Here is a 21,498-nt window from a genome sequence, read left to right as displayed (position 1 = left end):
TGCCAGAACGCGACCTTTTGTTAGCAAATCCTCATAGAGTCCGTTTTTACTAACTTTCCGGCACACGAGTTTGTGCTTGAACGTTCGCTTCTGCCCTGGCGACTCGCTGCGCAGCGGTGTCACCCAAGGGAGCAGAGTGCCATTCCACAAGATTGATGGAGGCAGGGTCGTGGCCGCGCGCAATTCAGCGCAGCCCGACGCCTTGCCTCAGTACCTCGCACAGAAAGTGCGTGTCTTACCCCCCATCGTTTGCATGCTGGCTTTCGGCGCTTCGGCGGCGCTTGCCAATCCGAAAGGCATCGAGCCGCCGGCCGCCGCAGAGCGCAGCACGGCGTCATACGACGCCCGCCAACACGACGAACTGATCGACGCGCAACGCGTTGGCCGCATCTCGGCCGCACAGGCATTGGCGCAGCTGAAGGCGTGGCTTGCCATGCCGCTCAGCAATGCCCAGCGCCAACGCGCGGTGTCCGACGCGGTCGTGATCGCGGTCGACGACCGCCAGTTCGCCGAAGCGGTGGTCCTGGGCCGCGAGCGGTCGCCCGCCGGATTGCACGACTACGCGCTGGGTCCATTGGCAGGTGCTGCACGCCGCACGCAAGACCTTGCGCTGCAAGGCGAAACCGTCGCGGTCTGGCGGGAACGCCTGCCCGCAGCGCGGGCGCCGCGGATCCACGAGGGGTTCTGGCGTCTCGACAGCGGTGACACCGCCCGTGCCAGAGACATCCATCGTGCGCTTGTGGAACCCGCGCCCACGGAAGACGCGGAGCGCGTGGAAGGGCTCGAACTCCATGCGGCCATTGCGCGTGCCGAGGGCCATCCGCTGCAAGCGCTCGCGGCGTACACCGAGATCGCCGCGCTGCAGCCCGAAGGACGTGACGCGCAACGCGAGGTCGTATTTCTGATGGCTTCGAGTGGCGCGGCATCGGCCGCTTTCGACGACGCCGAGGCGGCAGAACGGGCGCACCCCGGGACTTTCTCTGCGCTGGCCTTGTCCACGCTGCAACACCAGGCACTCGCCCAGCAATTGCGCTGGGCCGTGCGCGAACGCGACGAACTCATGGGCGCTGCCCGGGTGGTTGCGCTCGACAAGGTGCTGGCGCAACAGCAGGGCGCACTGGCTCGGATCGATGCATCGGCGCCGCGCGCCGAGCCTGCGGACACCGAGGCATGGCGCACGCTACGTTTGCGCCTGGCGTGCGATCGCCTGCTGGCCCTTGTCGAACGCGGACGCCCGTCCGACGCCATTGCGCAGTACGAGATGCTGCGCGAGAGCGGCACCGATCTCCCGCCGTACGCACTCGGCGCGGCGGCGCGCGCCTTCGCGGAAGAACGCCGCTCGGCCGAGGCCGTGCCGTTGTTCGAAGCGGCTGTTGCCGCGGGCGACGCGAACCTGCCAGTGCCCGATCCGCTCTACCTGGGGCTGGCCTATGCCTACCTCGACACCGGCCGCTTCGAAGAAGCCGACGCACTGCTGACGCGGATCGAAGCCGCCACGCCGGCGCTGATGCGGCTCGCGCCGGAAGCCGGCCGGCCCAATGACCAGTACACCGACATCAACGGCATGCGCGGCAAGCTGCTGCTCTACGGCGACCGGCACGCACTCGCGCAACGGCGCTTCGCCTTGTTGACCGGCGAAGCGCCGCTCAATGCCGAATTCGCCGCCGGTGCCGGTCTCGCCGAACGGTTGCGCGACCATCCCGAAGCGGCGCTCGCGCGCTTCGAGGCGCTTGCCGCCGACCAACCTCATGACATCGGCGCGCGCGCCGGCCATGTCGAGGCGCTGCTCGACGCGGGCGAGTTCGCTGAAGCGCGCCGCCGCGCCGCATCGCTCGAGGCGGACGCGCCGGACACGGCGCAAGTGCGCGAGCTGGGCCGCATGCGACGTGCGTTCACGGGTCCTCTGCTCGAGGTCGATGCCGAAGGTTCGACGGGAGGTGGTGCGATCGCAGACCGTGAATGGCGCGTCGACAGCCGGCTCAGTTCGGGCCTGATCGACGACGAATGGCGCATCTTCTACGACCAGTCGCTCGGGCGCGGAGACACCTCGATCGGCAACGCCCGCTGGGCGCGCAGCGGCATCGGCCTGAACTGGCAGCGCGGCCGCTGGCTGGCGGAGGGCGCCGTACAGCGCTCGAACGCCGGGCCGTACCGGTCCAGCATGGCCGGTCGCCTCGACTACCGAGCGGGAGACGCATGGCGGCTCTCGGGCACTTTCGATGGCGACAGCAAGGAACTGCCATGGAAGGCGCGCGTGGCCGGCGTCGGCGCACGCGAAACCGGTGCCGCCCTGAGCCATGTCGTCGACGAGGCGCGCCGCTTCGATCTGCAATGGCGGCGGCTCGACTTCAGCGACGGCAATCTGCGCAACGGCCTCGACTTCACCTGGCACGAACGCTGGGTCAGCACGCCACGCTTCCAGCTCGAAACGCGGCTCGGCGCCGGCGCCAGCCGCAGCCAGCAGCAGGAGGTGCCGTACTTCAGCCCGTCGAGCGACGCCAGCGCGCAACTGACCGTGCGCGCGCAATGGCTCAACTGGAAAAGCGACGACCGGCAGTTCTTTCAGGCCATCGAGGCCACCGGTGGCCGCTACCACCAGGCCGGCTTCGGCACCGGCCCGCTCTGGGCCCTGCGCTACGAACACAAATGGGCCCTGGGCCCGAAGTTGACTCTGCGATACGGGCTGGGTATTTCCAGCCATCCCTACGACGGTGTGCGCGAACGACAGCGCAGCGTCTTCATGAATCTTTCGATGCCTCTGCCGTGATGCGAACCCACCTCTTTCCCTTCCTGCGCGCCGCCGCTGCCTGGCTGCTGCTGGGCCTTGCGCTCCCGGGCCAGGCGCAGCCGCTGCCGCCGGCCGACGCCGACGATGGCGTGAGCTTTCGCGTGCTTTCCTTTCACGACGTGCGGGGCGACGTGCGAGCGAGCTTCGAAGACTCACCCGACGAAACCGCCATCGACGAGCGCACGCTCGCCGATGTGTTTGCCTGGCTTCAGCACAACGACTACCACCCGATCAGCCTGCAGCAGGTGATCGATGCGCGCGCCGGCGGCAACCCGCTGCCTTCCAGACCCGTGCTGCTGACCTTCGACGATGGCTACCGCAGCGCCTATACCAAGGTCTTCCCGCTGCTGCAGCGCTTCAAGTATCCGGCGCTGCTGGCGTTGGTGACGGGCTGGCTCGAGGCACCGGAGAACGGCAACGTCGCCTACGGCGACAAGCCCGTGCCCCGCGGCAACTTCCTCCGCTGGAGCGAAGCCGCCGAAATGGCGCGCTCCGGCCTGGTCGAACTGGCGAGTCACAGCGACGCGCTGCACACCGGCGTGCAGGCCAATCCCCAAGGCAACATGCTGCCGTCGGCTGCGACCCACCGCTACGATCCGGCCACCGCCGGCTATGAGGACGACGCGACCTACATGCAGCGCATCGAGTCGGACCTGCGCCGCAGCCGGCAGATCATCGAGGCGCGCACCGGCGCCAAGGTCCGCGCGATCGTGTGGCCCTATGGCGCCTACAACGCCGTGGCACTGAAGGCCGCCGAACGCGCAGGCATGCCGGTCGGCTTCACGCTCGACGACGGGCCGAACGCTCCATCGGTGCCGCTGTCTCGCATTCGCCGCGCGCTGGTGGCCTACGACAACGAAGGGCCGGACTACGCCCGGCTGCTGCGCAGCCCCGTCGGCGGCGAACTGCGGCCGATCAACCGGGTCATGCATGTGGACCTGGACTATGTCTACGATCCCGACCCGGCGCAGCAGGAACGCAACCTCTCGGCATTGATCGACCGCGTGGCCGCGGTACGGCCGCGCGCGGTGTTCCTGCAGGCCTATGCCGATCCCGACGGCGACGGCGTGGCCGATGCGCTCTACTTTCCGAACCGCCAGCTTCCGACAAGGGCCGACCTCTTCGGCCGCGCGGCCTGGCAGTTGCGTAGCCGCACCGGCGTGAAGGTCTACGCGTGGATGCCGGTCATGGCGTTTCGGCTGCCGGCATCCAACCCGCTGGCGACGCACACGGTGCGCACCACGGACGGCGGCACACCGGTCGACCGCTACCACCGGCTGTCGCCCTTCGATCCGGCGGTGCGCTCGCTCGTGGGCGACATCTACGAAGACCTGGGGCGCCATGCCTTCTTCGAGGGCCTGCTGTTCCATGACGATGCCACGCTCTCGGACGACGAGGACGCAAGCCCCTCCGCGCTCGCTGCCTACGGCCACTGGGGCCTGCCGGCCGACGTGGCCGCCATCCGGGCCGATCCAGCGTTGATGGCGCGCTGGACGGACGCCAAGACGCGCTACCTGACGGAATTCACGCAAGAGCTCGCCGCGCGCACGGGTGCCTGGCGGCCGGGCCTCGAAACCGCGCGCAACCTTTACGCGCGGCCGGTGCTCGACCCGGCCGCGGAGCAGTGGTTCGCACAGAGCTACGAGGCTTCGCTCGCCGCCTACGACTACGTGGCATTGATGGCCATGCCCCGCATGGAGCGCGAGGACGATGCGAACGCCTGGCTTTCGCGCCTGGCGCGCCGGGTGGCGTCCACGCCGGGCGGCCTGGACGGCACCGTGTTCGAACTGCAGGCACGTGACTGGCGCACCGGCAAGCCGGTGGCCGACGAAGAACTCGCGCGCCAATGGGCGCTGCTGCATCGCATGGGCGTGAGGCACCTGGGCTACTACCCGGACGACTTCCTCAACAACCAGCCTTCGCTGGAGGTCGTGCGCCGCGCGATCTCGGTGCGCACCCAGCTGCCGCGCGCCCTGCCGATTCAAGCCACGACACCCGCAGCCAGCACTGCGCCAGAGAGCCGCTCGCCATGAACACCTTTCACGACCTTTCGCAGATGCTGCCATCGCTGCTGTTCGGCTTCGTCTTCTACTACCCGTTCTTCATGGCGTACGTATGGATGGCGGGTGGGCTGTCGCACGCCTGGTTCTTCGAGCGCCGACGGGACGTCGACATCGATCCCCTGGAGACGCTTGCATCGCAGCCCCTGGTCACCGTGGTGGTGCCGTGTTTCAACGAGGCACCGCACCTGCGCGAGGTGATCGAGCAGCTGATGCGTACGCGCTATCCGAACTTCGAGGTGATCGCGGTCAACGACGGCAGCACCGACGGCACAGGCGACCTGCTCGACGCCATGACGGCGGAATACAGCCGGTTGCGGGTGATTCACAACACAAGCAACCAGGGCAAGGCTGTGGGTCTGAACACCGCCTGCCAGCTCTCGCGCGGCGAATACATTCTCGGCATCGATGGCGATGCGCTGGTGGACGTCAACGCCATCGCATGGATGCTCAAGCCGATGCTCGACTCCGAGCGCATCGGCGCCGTGACCGGCAATCCGCGCATCCGCACCCGCACCTCGTTGCTCGGACGCATGCAGGTCGGCGAGTTCTCCTCGATCATCGGCCTCATCAGGCGCTCTCAGCAGCTGGTGGGCACCTTGTTCACCGTCTCGGGCGTGATCGCGATGTTCCGCCGCCGCGCGGTGATCGACGTGGGCTTCTGGAGTCCCGACGTGATGACCGAAGACATCGACATGAGCTGGAAGCTCCAGCTCGGCGGCTGGCAGCTGCGCTTCGAGCCGCGCGCACTGTGCTGGATCCTCATGCCCGAGACGCTGCGTGGACTCTGGAACCAGCGCGAGCGCTGGGCCCTCGGGGGCATACAGACCATGCTGCGCTACACCACCCGCATCCTGCGGCCTCGTCACTGGCGCATGTGGCTGATCTACGCCGAGTACATGGTCAGCGTGGTGTGGGCCTATGCCATGGCGCTCGTTCTGATCATCGGCGTTCTGCGCCCCTTCCTGCCCGCCGGATCGGCGTGGCATTCGGCGCTGCTGCCGCACTGGCAAGGCACCTTGCTCGCGATGACCTGCATCCTGCAGATGCTGCTGAGCCTGTGGATCGACCGTCGCTACGACCGAGACCTGATGCGCTATTTCGTCGGGACCATCTGGTACCCGATCGCTTTCTGGACCATCACCATGGCGGCCACGGTGGTCGCCTTACCTAAGGCCCTGTTGCGCCGTCGCGGCAAGCGCGCGGTGTGGACGAGCCCTGACCGAGGAGTTTCCAATGCACCCTGAATCCAATCTACACATCCAAGCCACCACCACCACCGCCGGTACCGACGCCACGCCACCCGTGCGGCGCCGTTCCTGGGGGCAGCCCGCGGGAGAAGAACCGATCATCGACGCCGCACGCATTCCGCTGCGCGCCTTCGGTGACGGCCGCTCGCCCCTGCGGACCCTCGCCATGTACCTGTGGCTGCGCGTGCTGCGCCCCGCAGTGAACGTTGCTATCTGGTTCTGTGCTGTCTGGTACGCATGGCCTTACGTGCTCGGCGCACGCTCGCAACCCGAAGTGCTGCATCTGCTGGGACTGTATGCCCTCGTCATCGGCGCGATCCTCGCGTCGATGCTGGCCATTGCGCCGCTGCGGCGGATGCAGCGCCGGCGCGCAGCACCTGCCGACGAGGCGCATTCGTCGCTGTTTGCCTTGGCGTCGTACATCTCCGTGCCACCTGCGCGCCTGTCGGCCTGGCAGCGCGCGCGGCAATTGCTGGTGCAGCATGATCTGCACGGCCATCTGCATGATGCACAAGACACGACGCCGGGCCTGCTGGAGCCCGCGCTGCGCCCGGCACCCACGGCGCGCTAGTTCGGTGGCTTCGTCCGTTCAACGGACGAACGACTCGACCTTCACCGGCAGCTCCGGCGCAACCCACCCGTAGTCCGTCCCCAGGGCATTGCGATTGCTGCTGCCGCCATGCCATCGAAGGTGCAGCAAGTCGGCCAATGTCCAGCCCATCCAGTCGGCCCGGAAGGGCCGTTCGCCGATGGCCGGGTGGGGCGACCACTCGGGGCTGTTGCGCCAGATGACCGCCGGTATGCGGTAGCCCGATGCCGTCGAAGGGCTGTGGCCGGCATGGTCACTGCCGTGGCCGACTTCCTGCCCGTGGTCCGACAGGTACAGCCATGCCCGATACTCGTTCGGGCGGCCGATCCGGCGCGTGAGCTGCAGGGTCTCGGACACCACGAAGTCGTGATAGAGCATGGCCGAGTCGTACTCCTGCCGGAACTTTCGCACCCAGGCCGATCGACCGCGCTTCTCGAGCCCTTCTTCCACATCGTCGATCCGGTCGTCGAAAGGGTTCTGGCCCGCGGGAAAGCGAAGGCTGTAGTGCGGGTGCGCCCCCATCAGATGGACCACGATGAGCTTGCGCTCGGTCGGGTCTTCGAGCGCTTCCTGCACGCAATCGAGCAGTTCTCCGTCGAGCGAAGCGCCGGCCCGTCCCGGCACGCGGTTGACGATGTCGACGATGTCGGCCAGCTTCGCGTGCTGCTGTTCGATCGCCACGTCGTCGTGATTGCTCATCCACCAGACCTTGTAGCCGGCGGCGCGCGCGAGCGCCAGCACGTGCTGCGGCTGCTCGCTCTGCGGCTGGCCGAAATTGAACATGTTGCGCAGCGAGGGCAGGGTGCTCGCATCGACCGACCAGGCATTGCGCATGACGACCATCTTGTCTTGCAGCTGCCCCTTGTGGGCCTGCATCCTCGGCGTGGTGGCGCGCTGGTAGCCGTAGAGCGACATGTTGTCGCGATTGATGCTGTCGGTGATGACGAGCACCACGGTCGAGGGCCCTTCCTTGTCGATCACCGGCGCGACCGACCGCGCACGTGCGTGCGCGGCTTCGCGCTCCTCGTGCTGGTCGGCCCAGCCGGCGCGGAGCTTGTGTACCGCGTCGTGCCAATTGGCCCAGAACAAGACCGGATGGAGCCGGCGCCACGGCTTGCTGAGGTGCGCGATGCTCCCCACGACGAGCACCAGCGCAACGACCGCGACAACGCCGCGGGGCCAGCGATCTGCCTGTCGCATGCCATGGCCGGCCGACCGCGCGACGATCAGCGCGGCCACGACGACCGCGCCCGACCAGATCAACATGGCGCGCCAATGCGTGGCGAGGTATTCGTAGGTCTCGCGGCTGTTGGTGTTGGCCGCTGCAGCCTGCACGAAAGAGCTGTCGGGCGCGGCCTGGTAGGTGTCGAGCAGGTAGGCGCGGAGCACGCCGTCGAACGTGAAAGCCATGGCCCAGAGCCAGATGGCCACGGTGCGGAACCGATGCAGCACCGGGCTGCGTATCGGCCAGAGCATCCACGCCAGGGCCGGCGCGGCGAGCGCGACGAGCTGGGCGATGCGCCGCCCGTCATGGCCCAGCACGATCATCGCGAGCAGCACGGCCGCGATCGCCGCGAAGGCGAACCAGACACCCCGATAGGCTGCGCGAGCGGGTTCGCGGAGGCGGTCGGCTTCGGGGTGGTTCATGCGCGGTGGATTCTGGCAGAGCGAACCGGCCCGGAAGGTCGGCACCGTCAACACGCCGTAACAAGATGTCTGTCCAATGTGTGCATCTCCCTTGCCGTCCCGCCAGCAGGACGGTCGAACCATGCCTGCGACCACCGACCCCATCCCCCACGCCCTTGCTTCCCCGCGCTCCAACGTTCTCGCCCGTCGCCTGCTGCTCACCTTCGGCACCGTCGTGCTGCTGACACTCGCAGGGGCCGGCATCGGCATGGCATCGCTCGCCAAGATCGACGAGGCCACGCGCGAGACCATTCTCCAGAGCGGCGTCTCCGAGCGCATGGCCGAGGACGCCTATCGCCTGCAGTCCATCAATGCCGAGCGCTACAAGGCCATGGCGCTGAGCTCCGAGCCGGAGGTCGGCGAGATCCTGGCCGCCGACATCCAGGCGACCGACGCCCGGTTCCATGCGCGGTTGCAAGCGCTTGCCGGCCGGCTGCGCTCGGACGCCGACCGCGAGCGGCTGGCGACGGCCGAAGCCGCGGCCCGCGACTTCAATGCCGCCGTCAAGGAGCTGGTGGCGGCGCGCGATTCGGGCCTCACCGAGCGCATCCGCACGGTGTATGCGCAGCGCTTCCAGCCGAGCGCCGCCGCGCTGCTCGCGGCCGTGTCGGGGCTCGCCGGCTCGCAGCGCGCAGCCATCGACGCGGCCGGCCGGCGCATCGAGGAATTGAGCGCGTCGGCCCGCCTGGCGCTGGCGCTGTTCGGCGCCGCCGCGCTGCTGCTCGGGAGCGGATTGGCGCTGTGGCTGGTGCGCAGCATCTGCCGTCCGATCCGGCTGGCGGGCGACACGGCGCAGCGCGTTGCGCGGCTCGACCTGCGCGACGACATCCAGGGCCATGCGCGCGACGAGGCGGGGCAGATGCTGCTGGCCCTCGGCGCGATGCAGGGCGCCCTGCGCCAACTGGTGGCGCGCGTGCGCGAGTCGGTGCAGGGCGTGCGCAGCGCCGCCGGCGAGATCGCCCACGGCAACGCCGACCTTTCGGCACGCACCGAGAACACCGCCGCCAGCCTGCAGCAGACGGCCGCGGCGCTGGCGCAATTGATGCATGGCGTGCAGCAGTCGAGCGAGGAGGCAGCGCGCGCCGAGAAGATGGCGGGCACGGCCGCCGAGGTGGCCGTGCAGGGCGGCGAGGCCATGTCGCAGGTGGTCGGCACCATGCAGGACATCCAGCGCGCCTCGCACAAGGTGGCCGACATCGTGGGCGTGATCGACAGCATTGCGTTCCAGACCAACATCCTCGCGCTGAACGCAGCCGTCGAAGCCGCGCGGGCCGGCGAGTCGGGCCGGGGCTTCGCGGTGGTGGCCGCCGAAGTGCGCCAGCTGGCGACCCGCTCGGCCGCCGCCGCGCGCGAGATCAAGAGCCTGATCGGCGACACGGTGCAGCGCGTCGAAGCCGGCACCGCGCTGGTCGACGGCGCCGGCCGCACCATGGCCCGCATCATGGACTCGGTCCATCTGGCGGCCGGCACCCTCGGCACGATCACCGCCGCGGCCGAGGCGCAGAGCCGGGAGATCGCGCAGGTCAACAGCGCGGTCGCGCGCCTGGACCAGATGACGCAGCAGAATGCCGCGCTGGTGGAAGAGTCCACTGCGGCGTCGGAAGGGCTGCACGACCAGGCGCGAAGCCTCGACGCGCTGATCAGCCGCTTCGTGCTGCCCGAGGAAGACCGTGCCGCAGCAACCGGTGCGGTGCGGCCCGGTCCCGTGCCGGTGCGCCTGCCGGGGCCCGCGCTGCGGCTGCAGCCGACCGCCGGCTGATACCGGCACAGCGCAGGCTTCGCACACCGCCCGGGCGTTGACGCCCTCCTTGTTAACAGCGACGATCCCAGCCCGGTGCGGCTGGCACCGGAGGAAAAGAGGGCTCGTCATGCGATTGGACAAACTTCGCCGTGTGCTCATGGCGCTCGGGTGCTGCGTGCTTCTTGCGGGCGTGTCTGCCTGCGGCGGCGGTGGAGGAGGTGGGGGCGGCGGTGGCGTGCCGATGCTGCCGCCGACCAGCGGCGCGCCGGTACAGCCGCCCGCGCCCTCGGGTGATGGCCGTGTCGTGAGCGAGAGCATCACCTCGAGCACCAACGGCGTGACCTACCCGATCACGATCTTCATTCCGGCGGCCTACGAAGCTGGCAGCGATGCGTTCCCCACCATCTATGCGCTCGATGGCGACGCCACCAACGGGCAGCCCGACACGCGTTTCATGAACCTGCGCAACATCCTGCTGAAGCGCGGGACGAAGGCGCTCCTGATCGGCATCGGCAACACCGCGCGCAGGCAGGAGGACTACAACTTTCCCGGTGCCGACGCCTACCACGCCTTCCTCGCGAAGGAGCTGATTCCCTTCATCGAATCGAAGTACCGGGCCGATCCGAAGATGCGCATGCTCACGGGCCTGTCGACGAGCGGCAACCTCGCGGCCTCGGCATTGTTCCTGGAAGCGCCCGACAACCTGGTCTTCTCGCATTTCATCTCGATCGAGGCCGCCTTCTGGCAGCAGCAGTCGCATCTCTACCAGCTGGAGCAGAAGATGTTCGACGCCTTGGCCGGAAGGCCGCTTCCCGTCACATTGATCCTGGCGCACTGCGACAGAAACTGCAACGGGCCGCATGTGAAGGCCATGTACCAGCGCATTTCAGACCGCCACTATCCAGGGCTGCAGCTCATCGAGACCGAGTTCGGCGCGAGCCATGTGGGCGCGGACGTTCTCGCGTTCGAAGACGCGATGGTGCGGATCTTCGAGTAGGCCGAAGAAGCCGCGTCACGCGCCGTGCCGCGCGCGTCAGGTGCCATGCACCAGCCGCTCGAACACGTCCTGCGCGCCCATCTGTCCGCCCTTGAGCATGATCTCCATCCCGTCGAGCGCCGCATCGTCGCTGTGCATGCGGCACAGCGAGGCGCCGGCGCCCAGGTCGGCGATGTAGGAAAGCCCCCAGGCATCGAGCGCCTGCACACCGTGGCTCGAGGTGTCGCCGCCTGCGATGCCGATGCGACGCAGCGGCGCCATCGCGAGCACGCGGGCCAGCAACTCGCCGCCGGCGCGCGCGAGTGCCTGGGCGTTGACTTCTGCCGGCGGCATGTCCGCAGCGGGCGCGCGGGTGCATGCCAGCACATGGCGGCCGTGCGCGAGGCACTGCGTGATCTCCTCTGCATGGCGCGCGAGCGTGGCGGCATCGCGCTGCGCGAGGGCGGGCGTATCGAGCCAGACGATGTCGAAGGAGCGCGCCGCGGCGACCTGCCGCGCGGTCACCGGCGACAGGCTTCCCGCCAGCACCAGCACGGGCCCGTGCGCCGGCGCCACCGTGGGCCGCTCTAACACGCGCGCGCCGGCGTCATCACGCGGCGCCATCGCGCTTCCGAGCGCATCCACCACGCTGCTCGGTCCCACGGCCAGCAGGGTAGCGCTGCGCGCACGCGCCCAGAGCACCTGGCCGATGGCAGCGAGCTGCTCCGCGTCGGCCACGTCGAACAGTACCGCGTCCGCGGGCGGCGCATCGAGCGCCTGCTGCAATGCGCTGTCGAGCGCCTCGGCGCCCTGCGACGCCGCGGTGAACGGCATCGAACACACATCGGCCAGCCCCTGCTTCGCAAGGTGCAGCCGCAGGTCAGATTCGTCCATCGGCGTCACCGGATGCCGGCGCATCGTCGGATGCCGGTCGATGCGAAAGACCTCGCCGCCGCTGCCCGCGGCCGCGAACAGGTGGCCGAACAGGCAGTAGCGGCCCAGGTTCGGCTGCCCGCCCACCACCGCGGTCCACGGCGTCTCGACCGCCGCGCGCAGCACGCGCACCGCGGCACCGATCGAGCCGATGTGCGGTGCGCTGTCGAAGGTGGAGCAGGTCTTGTAGTGCAGCACGCGCGCGCCTTTCAGCGAGCGGAACAGTGCGGCCACGGGCCGGAGCTCGGCCTGCATCTCCTCGGGCGACATCGCGCGCGCCGCGCCGGCGATGCCGAGCACATCGAGCGGGCCCGCCGCGTCGAGCCGCGCCGCATCGGGCGTCTTCAGGAACAGCAGCGCGCGCAGGCCCGCGCGCGCGGCGGTGCCGAGCGTGTCGGTGGCACCGGTGAAATCGTCGCCGTAGTAGACGACGGCCGGAGGCGGCGTCATGGCTTGCCGAAGAAGGCGAGGGCGCGCGCGAGTTCGGGCGCGTGCTTCGCGGCGTCTTGCAACGCCGTGCCCGCGCGCGCGGCCGCCCAGGCCTGGCGGATGCTCGTGACACCCGCTGCCGCGCCATCGGGATGCGCGAGGATGCCGCCGCCCGCCATGAAGAGCAGGTCGTCGCTGCCGATCGCGGCCCAGGTCGCGGGCACCGTTCCGGCCCATTGCCCCGACGAGAACGCCGGCATCACGCGGTCGTCGATGCCTTCGGCCAGCGGCGTGAAGCAGTCGCGCGCCGATTCGACGACCTCGCTGTCGGGCTGCGAGAACTTGCCCTGCAGGCCGTGCACATGCATGTGGTCGACGCCGGCCAGCCGCCAGAGCGTCTGGTAGGCCTGGAACGAAATGCCCAGCAGCGGATGGCGCGACAGCGCGCCGTAGCCATTGCGGTGGCCGTGCAGCGCCAGGCCGGTGTGGCGGCGCAGGGTCTGGATGCCCGAATGGCCGCACCAGTTGAGGCTGGCCATCACGCACGACCCGCCTTCGCGCTCGACGAGGTCGGCATGCCGCTTCATCGCATCGGTCTCGTCGGTGATGTTGAACGCCACCATCACATGCTTGCCGGTGCGCTCATGGTGTGCGCGCACCACGGCCATCACCGCGGGCACGCGCTCGGCGAGCGGCGCATGCGCAGGGTCGGCGCAGACCTCGTCGTCCTTGATGAAGTCGACGCCGGCAGCGCAGAGCCTGGCGACCAGCGCCGCGGTCTCGTCGGCGGAGAGCCCCACGTTCGGCTTGAGGATCGTGCCGACCAGCGCACCGCTCGCCACGCCCGTGGCGCGCCGCGTGCCCGCGATGCCGGCGCGCGGAAACTCGAAGCGCGCGCGGTAGGCGGCGGGGAGCTGCAGCGATTCGAGCCGTAGGCCGGTCACTTCGCCCAGGTCGTACAGGTTGCCCGACACCGTGGCTGAGAGCGTCGGCAGGTTGGCGCCGATGTTCGCCACCGGAAACGAAATGTCGACGTGCGCGCGCCGCCACGGCCCGCGCATGCCCTTGCGTTCGAGCAGCGCATTCGGCAGGCTCGGCGCCTCGGCGGGTGCCAGCTCGGTGATGGCTTCGACCGTGGCGCGCGCGCGTTCGCGCAGCGCATCGGTCTCGCCCTCGACCCGCGTGAAGGTGCCGCACGACTGCTCGCCGGCCATCACCTCGGCCACGGCGGCCGGCGCGAGCGGCGTCTCGATCAGGTAGCGCGCGCGGACGCGATCGGGCGCCATCGTCACAGCGTGCTCAGGTCGGGAAAGGGCCGCACCGGCGTGCTGCCGTCCCAGCCCTCGGAGGCGCTGCGGATCAGGTCGAACATCTTGCCCTTGGGCCCCGCCACTTCGGAGAGCTCGATCACCGTGCCCGGGTGGTACTCGGTGTCGAAGTAGATGAAGCGGCCGCGCTCGCCCACTTCACCGCTCATCACGGGCTTGAAGCCCTGCGCGGTCAGGCGCGCCAGGTCGGCGTCGTAGTCGGCCGTCCAGTAGGCCACGTGCTGCAGCCCCGTGCGCCCGGCCTGCAAGAAGTCGCGGTACATCGAGGGCACGTCGTTGCGCGTCTGGATCAGCTCGACCTGCACATAGCCCGAGTTGGCCAGCGCCACCGAGTTGTGGGGCTCGTGCGCCTCGCCGTTGTAGCGGTAGTTCTTGATGGGCACGCGCGGGTTGTAGAACCACGGGCCAACGCCCAGCGTGGTGCTCCAGTAGTCCATGGCGGCCTCGATGTCGTGCACGACATAGCCCAGCTGGCGAATCTCGCCGAGGAATCGACTCATTGCGGTTGGCTCCGGTGATGTGAGTGTGTTGTTGTGTGGAAATCAGAACTTGAGGAAGCCGGTCGAGAACCACGGGAACGCGGCCACGATCACCAGGCCCACCAGCAGCGCGGCCATGTAGCCCCAGATGTGCCGGATGCCTTCGTCGGGGTTGACCTTGCTGACCGCGCAGGCGCCGTAGTAGCCCACGCCGAAGGGCGGCGCGAACAGGCCGATGCCCATCGCGAAGATCACGACCATCGCGTAGTGCACCTCGTGCACGCCCGCGGCCTTGGCAATCGGAAACAGGAGCGGGCCGAACAGCACGATCGCCGGAATGCCCTCGAGCACGCTGCCCAGCACGATGAACGCGACGATCGACACGGCCAGGAAGCCATAGGTGCCGCCGGGCAGGGCGCCCATGATGCGTGCCAGGTCCTGCGAGAAGCCCGACTGCGTCAGGCCCCAGGCCATGGCCGTGGCGCAGCCGACGATGAAGATGATCGCGCCCGAGAGCGAGGCGGTGTCCACGAGCATCGGCTTGATCCGCTGCCAGTCGAACTGGCGGTACACGAAGAGCCCGACCAGTGCCGAGTAGACGATGCCGATGGTCGACACCTCGGTGGCCGTGGCCACGCCCTCGACCACGGCGGCGCGGATCACGAAGGGCAGCAGCACCGCGGGCAGCGCGACCAGCAGCAGCCGGCCGATCTCGCGCTTGCTGTGGCGCGCAACGCCGCTCAGGTCTTCATGGCGATAGCGCCACCACACCACCACGCACAGCGCGGCGCCCAGCACCACGGCCGGCAGCAGGCCGCCCGTGAACAGCGCGGCAATCGAGATGCCGGTGACCGAGCCGATGGTGATGAGCACGATGGACGGCGGAATGGTCTCGGTCTGTGCGCCTGTGGCCGACAGCAGCGCGACCAGGTCGCCGGGCTTGGCGCCGCGCTTGACCATCTCGGGGAACAGCACCGGCGCAATCGCGGCCATGTCCGCGATCTTGGAGCCCGAGATGCCCGACACCAGGTACATCGCGCCGATCAGCACATACGACAGGCCGCCGCGCACATGGCCCAGCAGGCTCGCGAGAAACTGGATCATTGCGCGCGCCATGCCCGTCATCTCGATCAGCGCACCCAGAAAGATGAAGAGCGGCACCGCCAGCAGGATCAGGTGCGACATGCCCTCGTCGAGCCGGCCCACCATCACCAGCAGCGGCGTGCGCGTGGTGAGCGCCAGGTAGCCGAAGGTGGCGAGCGCGAACGAGAACGCGATCGGCACGCCCGACAGCACCGTGGCCGCCACCACCACCACGAAGAAGATCACCAGGTTGAACTTGCCGAGCGACGCGAACAGCGGCGCAGCGAGCCAGAAGGCGCCTACCAGCGCGGCCATGCCGAGCACCGCGACCGCGATCTGCCGGCCCGTGCACATCCGCAGCAGGCGCAGCAGCGCCATCACGAGCATGATGCCGATGCCGGTCGGGATTGCGGCGGCGCGCCAGGCGTTGCTGATCTCCAGCGCGGGCGTGACGATGAACGACTCTTCATAGGCGTAGTCGACCGACGGCCAGACGATCAGCACCAGGAACGCGATGGAGGCCGCAATGGCGAAGGCATCGAGCAGGGCGCGCGTCGAAGGCCGCACCGTCTGCAGCAGCGCGGTCATGCGCATGTGCTCGCCGCGCCGCAGTGCCACCACCGCGCCGAGCATCGACAGCCACAGGAACAGGATGGACGCGAGCTCGTCCGACCACACCAGCGGCGCATGGAACACGTAGCGCGACACCACGCCCGCGAACAGCACGCCGATCTCGGTCAGCACCAGCAGCGCGGCCACGGCCTCGACCGCGCCGCCGAGCACGCGGTCGGCGCGCGCGGCCATGCGGCTCAGCGCGTTGGCCGGCAACCCGGCACCTGCGCCGCCACCGGGAAGGGGCACCGCGTCGAAAGTGGATTCATGCACCATGGCGGATCAGGCCAGCTTGCCGACGGTGCCTTCGAGCAGCGCCCACGCCTCGGCGCCGAAGCGGCCCTTCCACTCGCCGTAGAAGCCCGACTCGCGCAGCTTGGCGCGAAAGCTGTCGGCCGCGGGCCGGTTGATGGCGAGGCCCTTGGCCTGCAGGTCGCCGACCACCGATTCGTTGAGCTTCTTGATGTCGTCGCGCTGCTGCATGCCGGCGTCGTTGATGGCGCGCGCCACGATGGCCTTCAGGTCGTCGGGCAGGGCCTGCCAGGCGCGTCCGTTGGCAATGAACCAGTAGCCATCCCAGATGTGGTTGGTGAGCGAGCAGAACTTCTGCACCTCGAACAGCTTGGCCACCTGGATGATCGGCAGCGGGTTCTCCTGCGCATCGACGATCTTGGTCTGCAGCGCCGAATACACCTCGCTGAACTGCAGGCTCGCGGGCGCGGCGCCCAGGCCCTTGAACATCGAGATCGACAGCGGGCTCACCGGCACGCGGATCTTCAGCCCGTCCATGTCCTGCGCATTCGCGACCGCGGCCTTGCTGCTCGTGGTCTGGCGAAAGCCGTTGTCCCACATCTTCTCGAAGGCGTAGAGGCGCGACTTGGCGATGGCACCGCGCACGTGGGCGCCGAGCTTGCCGTCCATCGCGGCCCACACCTGGCTGTAGTCGTTGAAGGCGAAGCCCACCGCATTGATGGCCGCCACCGGCACCAGCGTCGCGATCACCAGTGCCGAGGGCGTGAAGAACTCGATGCCGCCCGAGCGCACCTGCGCCAGCATGTCGGTGTCGCCGCCCAGCTGGTTGTTGGGGAAGATCTTGATCTCGACCCGGCCCTTGGTTTCCTTGGCAATGCGTTCGGCCGCTTCCTGCGCGCGGACGTTCAGCGGATGGCTCAGCGGCAGGTTGTTGCCGTACTTGTACGAGAACTCGGCTGCGCGGGCGATGCGCGGCACGGCCGAGACGATGCCGGCGGCCGGCAGGGCGGAAAGCGTGCGCAAGGCACTGCGACGGGTCAGCGAGGTCATGTTTTGTCTCCAGGATCTTCGGAAATCGGTTGATGCAATCTGATGTATAGGATTGCTCGGGCCACGGCGAAGATAAAACCATGCATCATTCGGGTCAAACTCAAGTCTGATGGTTTTTGATGTATGCGGGATAACCCTTCAGCTCCTTCCGATGCGCGCCGCGCCCGCGTGGTTGACATCGCCCGTGCGGCCCAGGTGTCGACCGCCACCGTCGACCGCGTGCTCAACCGGCGCCCCGGCGTGCGCGACGCCACCGTGCAGCGCGTGCTCAAGGCAGCGGGCGAGCTCGACTACCTGCCCGGCCCCGCGCTCTATGCCGCACTCACGCCGCCGCCGCTGCGGCTGGTGTTCCTGCTACCGGCCGGTACGAACCGCTTCATCCGGATGCTGGGCGACATGGTGGGTTATTCGCAGGAGCACTGGGCGCCGTTCAACGTGCAGTGCCGCACCGTGTTCATCGAGAGCTTCAACCCACACGAACTGGCCGATGCGCTGCGGCGCCACGGCCAGCGCTGCGACGGCATCGCGATGATGGCGCTCGAGCATCCGGCGGTGCGCGAGGCCGTGGCCGCACTGGCGGCGCGCGGCCTGCCGGTGGTCACGCTGATCTCGGACCTGTCGAATTCGGAGCGGGCCGCGTTCGTGGGGCTCGACAACCGCGCGGCCGGCCGCACTGCGGGCTACCTCATCGGCCGCTTCATCGGCGCGCGTGCCGCCAAGGTGGCGCTCATTGCGGGCAGCCTGAGCTACAAGGCGCACGAGGAGCGCGAGGCGGGCTTCCTGCACGTGATCGACGAGATGTTTCCGAAGCTCGAGGTGGTCGGTTTGCGCGAAGGGCAGGACGACGCCGGCAAGAACTACCGCCAGACGCGCGCGCTGCTCGAGCAGCACCCCGACATGGGCGGCATCTACAACATCGGCGGCGCCTCCGACGGCGTGGCGCTCGCGCTGAAGGAAGCGGGGCGCGAGCAGAAGGTGGTCTTCATCGGACACGGGCTCACGCCCGACACGCGCACGCTGCTCATCGACGGCAGCATGGACGCCGTGATCACCCAGAGCCCGCACACCACGCTGATGAACTGCGTGCGCATCTTCGCCAACCTGCGCGACGGGCGCGAGGCGCTCGGCGGCGTGGAGACCACGCGCAGCCAGGTGATCTTCAGGGAGAACCTGCCGTAGCGCGGCGGGCTACGTGCGCAGGATCTTCTCCATCGGCTTGCCCTTGGCCAGTTCGTCGACCAGCTTGTCGAGGTAGCGGATCTTCTGCATCAACGGATCGTCGATCTCCTCGACGCGGACACCGCAGACCACGCCCTTGATCAGCGCAATGTTCGGATGCAGGGCCGGTGCCTCGCGGAAGAAGGTTTCGAAGTCGTTCTGTTGCGCGATCTGCTGCCGGAGCCCTGCCTGGTCGTAGCCGGTGAGCCAACGAATCACCTGGTCGACTTCTTCCTGCGTGCGGTTCTTGCGCTGCGCTTTCTGGACGTACATCGGGTACACCTTCGCGAACGGCGTCGTGAAAATTCGATGGGTTGCCATCGTGGGTCCTCCTGGATTCCAACCGTCGAGACGACATTCTCCGGCATCATCGGCGAACTCGAGTGCCGGGCGACGCCCGCCAGCCTGCTCCAAGTACTCTACAAAGCCGTCGAAGGCATTCAACAAGGGCTGGAACCGGGCCGCATCGCCTTCCAGTTGGCACAAGGCGTAGCAGGTCGCTTCCAGCGTGGACAGTTGGTCGGGCCGATGGGCTTTGCGGATACGGTAGTGCGAAGGCGGCAGGTTGTGCAGGGCCAAGCGGGGCAACTGTTGCAGTGGCGGGCTTTGGTAGAGCATCTTTCGGCTTTTGCGCCAGGTGCCGTCCAGCACGATCAGGCGCAGGCGCGACAGGGCGTGCGGCCACTCGGGCGGTAGCGCGGGTGGGACCGGCAGGTCCGGGGCGGTATCTTGCAGACTGTCCGGGTACAGCAGCAGCGTGTGCTTGCCGTCCACTGGCCAGACGGGCGCGGCAAATGCCTCGCCCACCACCACGCGGCAGTGCGCCAAGCTGAGGTGCAGCAGGCGGGCACTGCCTTTGGCCTGTTGTACCTCCAGCGGGTGTTGCAGCACCAGTACCTCCACTGCGTGGGCGGTGGGCGCGACCCAGCGGCAAATGCAGGCGCTGAGCGGGCGCAGGCAAGCGGTGCACTGGGGGCGTGGAACCAAAGCGGCGGACATGGCTGGATTTTATTGAGCGTGCCTGGCTTGAGAATGTGGGGCAGGAGATGTCTCTTGGCTTTTGCGCGATGACTGCAGCTTTGGAAAGTATCGGGAGACCGCAGCAGCGAGCCCAACTGAGACCCCTGGCGCAAAGTTTCGGTCCCTAAACTGCACAGGAGATCGACATGGACGCTTGCACAATCGCCGCACCGCGCTCCCCCTGGAACAAGGACAAACTCGTCGGGCAGAAGCGGCCATTCAAGCTAAAGGAAATCTGGGCGATCCGGACACGGCTCCAGTTGTCATGCCGGACCCGCGACCTTGCGCTCTTCAACCTCGGTATCGACAGCAAGCTTCGAGCATGCGATCTGGTCAAGCTACGAGTGCGCGACGTGGCCAATGGCGATAGGCCGGCGGCCCGCGCGAACGTGATCCAGCAGAAGACCGGACGACCGGTCCAGTTCGAACTCACCGAGCCAACCCGCACTGCGGTGTCGGGTTGGATTCATTCGGCGCATCTTCGTCCCGAAGACTTCCTTTTTCCTAGCCGGGTTCATGCGTCGCCACACCTCGGGACACGGCAGTACGCGCGCATCGTCGACCGTTGGGTGGAGGAGATCGGCCTTGACTCTTCCGACTACGGCACCCACTCGATGCGCAGGACCAAGGCTTCCTTGGTCTACCGCCGCACCAGGAACCTTCGCGCAGTGCAACTGTTGCTCGGGCACACCAAGCTTGAAAGTACCGTGCGCTACCTTGGGATCGAAGTTGAAGACGCCTTGGAAATAGCCGAACAGACGGAAGCCTGACCTCTCTGGCGCCCCGGAGCGACGGGGCGCTGGAGAGGGCAGAATGCGGCCAGAAGCAGTCATCTGAACTCCGCTCAAGCGACCAAAAAAACACCTCGACAGTGGGGGTAGAGTGAGGAGCACAGCGTTGCTTTGATGACCAGCATGAAAATCCCTTCTCACCAGCCTGCGGCATTGCGCCCTTCCCGCTGGGCCCATTGGCTCATAGCGGCATTTGCAGCCGTGCTTGTTCCATCCGTTGAAGCGTCCCAGTCCATGGGTTGCAACGGGGCACTCGTGAGCAAGGGTGACTCGCCCGTGTCGTTGCTTCAAAAGTGCGGCGAACCGGTCTATCGCCAGGGCGTTTGCGTCCCGATGCTGCAGCTAGGCTGGGTGGTGACGCCTTATCGCGCGGGAAGTCCTGGTGCGATTCTCGCGAATCAGTGCGTTCCCATGGAGGAGTGGACATACGACCGGGGACCAGGCACGTTCTTCGGAGTTGTTCGCATCTACAACGGCGCAATCGAATCCGTGCGCGACGGCGACCGCAACCGATGAGGGCCGCGGGGCGCCACGCTGGCGGCTGCAACCGGCCAGAACCGGACGTACGCGGTTCCAAACAAAATTGGGTCGAAAGCAGACGCTCAATGAAATCCTACGACCTTGAACTTTTCGCTGACTATTTCCAGTTCTATCTCCAGGACGAGGCTGCGGACGCAAACCTGGGAGAAGCTTGGGACGAGGCAGCAACGGAGCGGATGTTTGTAGTCGCGACCGGGATGATTGGCATTGGCACCGCTCGCAACATGGACGTCCCTGTCACGCTTGAGGTCCATGATGCAGAGCCTCCCCATAACCTCGCAGACTTCGACCATGTCGTTGAAGGGGCGTTGGTCGTCACCACAGGCCCTCTGGTGGTCGCCGGCTGCACCGATTATTTCCCCGATGCTGATCGCATTCCGCTGAAGCCGGGCATCTATCGAGTCAGGCTGTCATCTTCTGGGCTAAGTACGCTGTCGGCGGACGGTCTCGACGGCAACGATCATTACCTTGTTCAACTCTGGTTAGGTTCTCCTGGTGAGCCGACCGTGCTGAAGCAGCGTTCGGTCTGACCAAAGGGCAGGGAGCGGCCAGAAGCCGACGGTCGACTTCCCCCTCCAGTTCGCTAGTAGGTGAACTGGACCGAGTACTTCCGTCGCCGCCGTCCGTCTGGTTGACGCAGCACGACGCAGAGCGCCAAACGGTCCCACGCTCA

General features: G+C 67.8%; 17 protein-coding genes. 10 read left to right on the top strand and 7 right to left on the bottom strand.

What is annotated here, in order from left to right; translation table 11 throughout:
- The first annotated feature begins 253 nt into the window (after positions 1–253).
- The 4 genes from pgaA to pgaD are packed head-to-tail and all read left to right on the top strand — an operon-like array spanning position 254 to position 6,669.
- Positions 254–2,767, top strand: a complete 2,514-nt coding sequence (pgaA, locus tag AC3A6R_RS14755; protein ID WP_487860522.1) for a poly-beta-1,6 N-acetyl-D-glucosamine export porin PgaA — start codon at positions 254–256, stop codon at positions 2,765–2,767.
- On the top strand, positions 2,767–4,821 hold the full coding sequence (gene pgaB, locus AC3A6R_RS14750) for a poly-beta-1,6-N-acetyl-D-glucosamine N-deacetylase PgaB (protein WP_487864706.1): 2,055 nt from the start codon (positions 2,767–2,769) through the stop codon (positions 4,819–4,821). The genes pgaA and pgaB overlap by 1 nt, the downstream gene beginning before the upstream one ends.
- Positions 4,818–6,095 carry a poly-beta-1,6-N-acetyl-D-glucosamine synthase gene (pgaC, locus tag AC3A6R_RS14745; protein ID WP_487860524.1) on the top strand — a complete coding sequence of 426 codons (1,278 nt, stop codon included), beginning with the start codon at positions 4,818–4,820 and terminating at the stop codon, positions 6,093–6,095. Before pgaB ends, pgaC begins: the two co-directional genes overlap by 4 nt.
- Complete coding sequence (gene pgaD, locus AC3A6R_RS14740; protein ID WP_487860525.1) at positions 6,085–6,669, top strand: poly-beta-1,6-N-acetyl-D-glucosamine biosynthesis protein PgaD; 585 nt, start codon at positions 6,085–6,087, stop codon at positions 6,667–6,669. Before pgaC ends, pgaD begins: the two co-directional genes overlap by 11 nt.
- An 18-nt stretch (positions 6,670–6,687) precedes the next feature.
- Here pgaD and AC3A6R_RS14735 read toward each other — a convergent pair whose 3' ends face one another.
- Positions 6,688–8,334, bottom strand: coding sequence for a phosphoethanolamine transferase (locus AC3A6R_RS14735; RefSeq protein ID WP_487860526.1), 1,647 nt, complete (start codon positions 8,332–8,334; stop codon positions 6,688–6,690).
- A 121-nt stretch (positions 8,335–8,455) separates the two neighbouring features.
- Here AC3A6R_RS14735 and AC3A6R_RS14730 point away from each other — a divergent pair, with 121 nt between their 5' ends.
- Together AC3A6R_RS14730 and AC3A6R_RS14725 are read left to right on the top strand one after the other, a co-directional pair.
- Positions 8,456–10,132, top strand: a complete 1,677-nt coding sequence (locus AC3A6R_RS14730; RefSeq protein WP_487860527.1) for a methyl-accepting chemotaxis protein — start codon at positions 8,456–8,458, stop codon at positions 10,130–10,132.
- A gap of 109 nt (positions 10,133–10,241) precedes the next feature.
- On the top strand, positions 10,242–11,111 hold the full coding sequence (locus AC3A6R_RS14725) for an alpha/beta hydrolase (RefSeq protein WP_487860528.1): 870 nt from the start codon (positions 10,242–10,244) through the stop codon (positions 11,109–11,111).
- A 36-nt stretch (positions 11,112–11,147) separates the two neighbouring features.
- On the opposite strand, the gene AC3A6R_RS14720 is transcribed toward AC3A6R_RS14725, so the two are convergent.
- Genes AC3A6R_RS14720 through AC3A6R_RS14700 form a run of 5 tightly spaced genes read right to left on the bottom strand, consistent with a single transcriptional unit; the run spans position 11,148 to position 17,256 of the window.
- Entirely contained in the window at positions 11,148–12,473 is a 1,326-nt protein-coding gene (locus AC3A6R_RS14720; RefSeq protein WP_487860529.1) for a four-carbon acid sugar kinase family protein, read from the bottom strand.
- Positions 12,470–13,738: a ribulose-bisphosphate carboxylase large subunit family protein gene (locus AC3A6R_RS14715; protein WP_487860530.1), complete on the bottom strand. Its 1,269-nt coding sequence runs from the start codon at positions 13,736–13,738 to the stop codon at positions 12,470–12,472. The genes AC3A6R_RS14720 and AC3A6R_RS14715 overlap by 4 nt, the downstream gene beginning before the upstream one ends.
- 2 nt (positions 13,739–13,740) lie before the next feature.
- Positions 13,741–14,280 carry a VOC family protein gene (locus tag AC3A6R_RS14710; protein WP_487860531.1) on the bottom strand — a complete coding sequence of 180 codons (540 nt, stop codon included), beginning with the start codon at positions 14,278–14,280 and terminating at the stop codon, positions 13,741–13,743.
- A gap of 42 nt (positions 14,281–14,322) precedes the next feature.
- Positions 14,323–16,230 (bottom strand): TRAP transporter large permease, encoded by a 1,908-nt coding sequence (locus AC3A6R_RS14705; RefSeq protein ID WP_487860532.1) that lies wholly within the window; start codon positions 16,228–16,230, stop codon positions 14,323–14,325.
- Between the two features lie 6 nt (positions 16,231–16,236).
- Positions 16,237–17,256 (bottom strand): TRAP transporter substrate-binding protein, encoded by a 1,020-nt coding sequence (locus tag AC3A6R_RS14700; protein ID WP_487860533.1) that lies wholly within the window; start codon positions 17,254–17,256, stop codon positions 16,237–16,239.
- 123 nt (positions 17,257–17,379) lie between these two features.
- On the opposite strand from AC3A6R_RS14700, the gene AC3A6R_RS14695 reads away from it, so the two are divergent.
- The gene (locus tag AC3A6R_RS14695; protein ID WP_487860534.1) at positions 17,380–18,435 is read left to right on the top strand and encodes a LacI family DNA-binding transcriptional regulator; all 1,056 of its coding nucleotides are present in this window, start codon (positions 17,380–17,382) and stop codon (positions 18,433–18,435) included.
- 9 nt (positions 18,436–18,444) lie between these two features.
- Here AC3A6R_RS14695 and AC3A6R_RS14690 read toward each other — a convergent pair whose 3' ends face one another.
- Positions 18,445–19,473 carry a DUF2200 family protein gene (locus tag AC3A6R_RS14690; protein WP_487860535.1) on the bottom strand — a complete coding sequence of 343 codons (1,029 nt, stop codon included), beginning with the start codon at positions 19,471–19,473 and terminating at the stop codon, positions 18,445–18,447.
- A gap of 167 nt (positions 19,474–19,640) precedes the next feature.
- Here AC3A6R_RS14690 and AC3A6R_RS14685 point away from each other — a divergent pair, with 167 nt between their 5' ends.
- From AC3A6R_RS14685 to AC3A6R_RS14675, 3 genes are all read left to right on the top strand, one after another.
- Entirely contained in the window at positions 19,641–20,264 is a 624-nt protein-coding gene (locus tag AC3A6R_RS14685) for a tyrosine-type recombinase/integrase (RefSeq protein WP_487860536.1), read from the top strand.
- 135 nt (positions 20,265–20,399) lie between these two features.
- Positions 20,400–20,801, top strand: a complete 402-nt coding sequence (locus AC3A6R_RS14680) for a DUF2845 domain-containing protein (protein WP_487864705.1) — start codon at positions 20,400–20,402, stop codon at positions 20,799–20,801.
- An 89-nt stretch (positions 20,802–20,890) separates the two neighbouring features.
- Complete coding sequence (locus AC3A6R_RS14675; RefSeq protein ID WP_487860538.1) at positions 20,891–21,355, top strand: hypothetical protein; 465 nt, start codon at positions 20,891–20,893, stop codon at positions 21,353–21,355.
- The last annotated feature ends 143 nt before the right edge of the window (positions 21,356–21,498 follow it).

The organism is Variovorax sp. Soil_C_19 (genome assembly GCF_057657255.1).
The sequence above is the reverse complement of the archived record's forward strand: the minus strand, read 5'-3'. Positions and strand labels throughout refer to the sequence as shown.

Coding starts and splice junctions, on each gene's coding strand:
- pgaC (WP_487860524.1), top strand. CDS start 4,818: ATGAACACCTTTCACGACCTTTCGCAGATGCTGCCATCGCTGCTGTTC.
- AC3A6R_RS14720 (WP_487860529.1), bottom strand. CDS start 12,473: ATGACGCCGCCTCCGGCCGTCGTCTACTACGGCGACGATTTCACCGGT.
- AC3A6R_RS14710 (WP_487860531.1), bottom strand. CDS start 14,280: ATGAGTCGATTCCTCGGCGAGATTCGCCAGCTGGGCTATGTCGTGCAC.
- AC3A6R_RS14685 (WP_487860536.1), top strand. CDS start 19,641: ATGGACGCTTGCACAATCGCCGCACCGCGCTCCCCCTGGAACAAGGAC.
- pgaA (WP_487860522.1), top strand. CDS start 254: ATGCTGGCTTTCGGCGCTTCGGCGGCGCTTGCCAATCCGAAAGGCATC.
- AC3A6R_RS14700 (WP_487860533.1), bottom strand. CDS start 17,256: ATGACCTCGCTGACCCGTCGCAGTGCCTTGCGCACGCTTTCCGCCCTG.
- AC3A6R_RS14715 (WP_487860530.1), bottom strand. CDS start 13,738: ATGGCGCCCGATCGCGTCCGCGCGCGCTACCTGATCGAGACGCCGCTC.
- AC3A6R_RS14695 (WP_487860534.1), top strand. CDS start 17,380: ATGCGGGATAACCCTTCAGCTCCTTCCGATGCGCGCCGCGCCCGCGTG.
- AC3A6R_RS14705 (WP_487860532.1), bottom strand. CDS start 16,230: ATGGTGCATGAATCCACTTTCGACGCGGTGCCCCTTCCCGGTGGCGGC.
- pgaB (WP_487864706.1), top strand. CDS start 2,767: ATGCGAACCCACCTCTTTCCCTTCCTGCGCGCCGCCGCTGCCTGGCTG.
- AC3A6R_RS14730 (WP_487860527.1), top strand. CDS start 8,456: ATGCCTGCGACCACCGACCCCATCCCCCACGCCCTTGCTTCCCCGCGC.
- AC3A6R_RS14690 (WP_487860535.1), bottom strand. CDS start 19,473: ATGTCCGCCGCTTTGGTTCCACGCCCCCAGTGCACCGCTTGCCTGCGC.
- pgaD (WP_487860525.1), top strand. CDS start 6,085: ATGCACCCTGAATCCAATCTACACATCCAAGCCACCACCACCACCGCC.
- AC3A6R_RS14735 (WP_487860526.1), bottom strand. CDS start 8,334: ATGAACCACCCCGAAGCCGACCGCCTCCGCGAACCCGCTCGCGCAGCC.
- AC3A6R_RS14675 (WP_487860538.1), top strand. CDS start 20,891: ATGAAATCCTACGACCTTGAACTTTTCGCTGACTATTTCCAGTTCTAT.
- AC3A6R_RS14680 (WP_487864705.1), top strand. CDS start 20,400: ATGACCAGCATGAAAATCCCTTCTCACCAGCCTGCGGCATTGCGCCCT.
- AC3A6R_RS14725 (WP_487860528.1), top strand. CDS start 10,242: ATGCGATTGGACAAACTTCGCCGTGTGCTCATGGCGCTCGGGTGCTGC.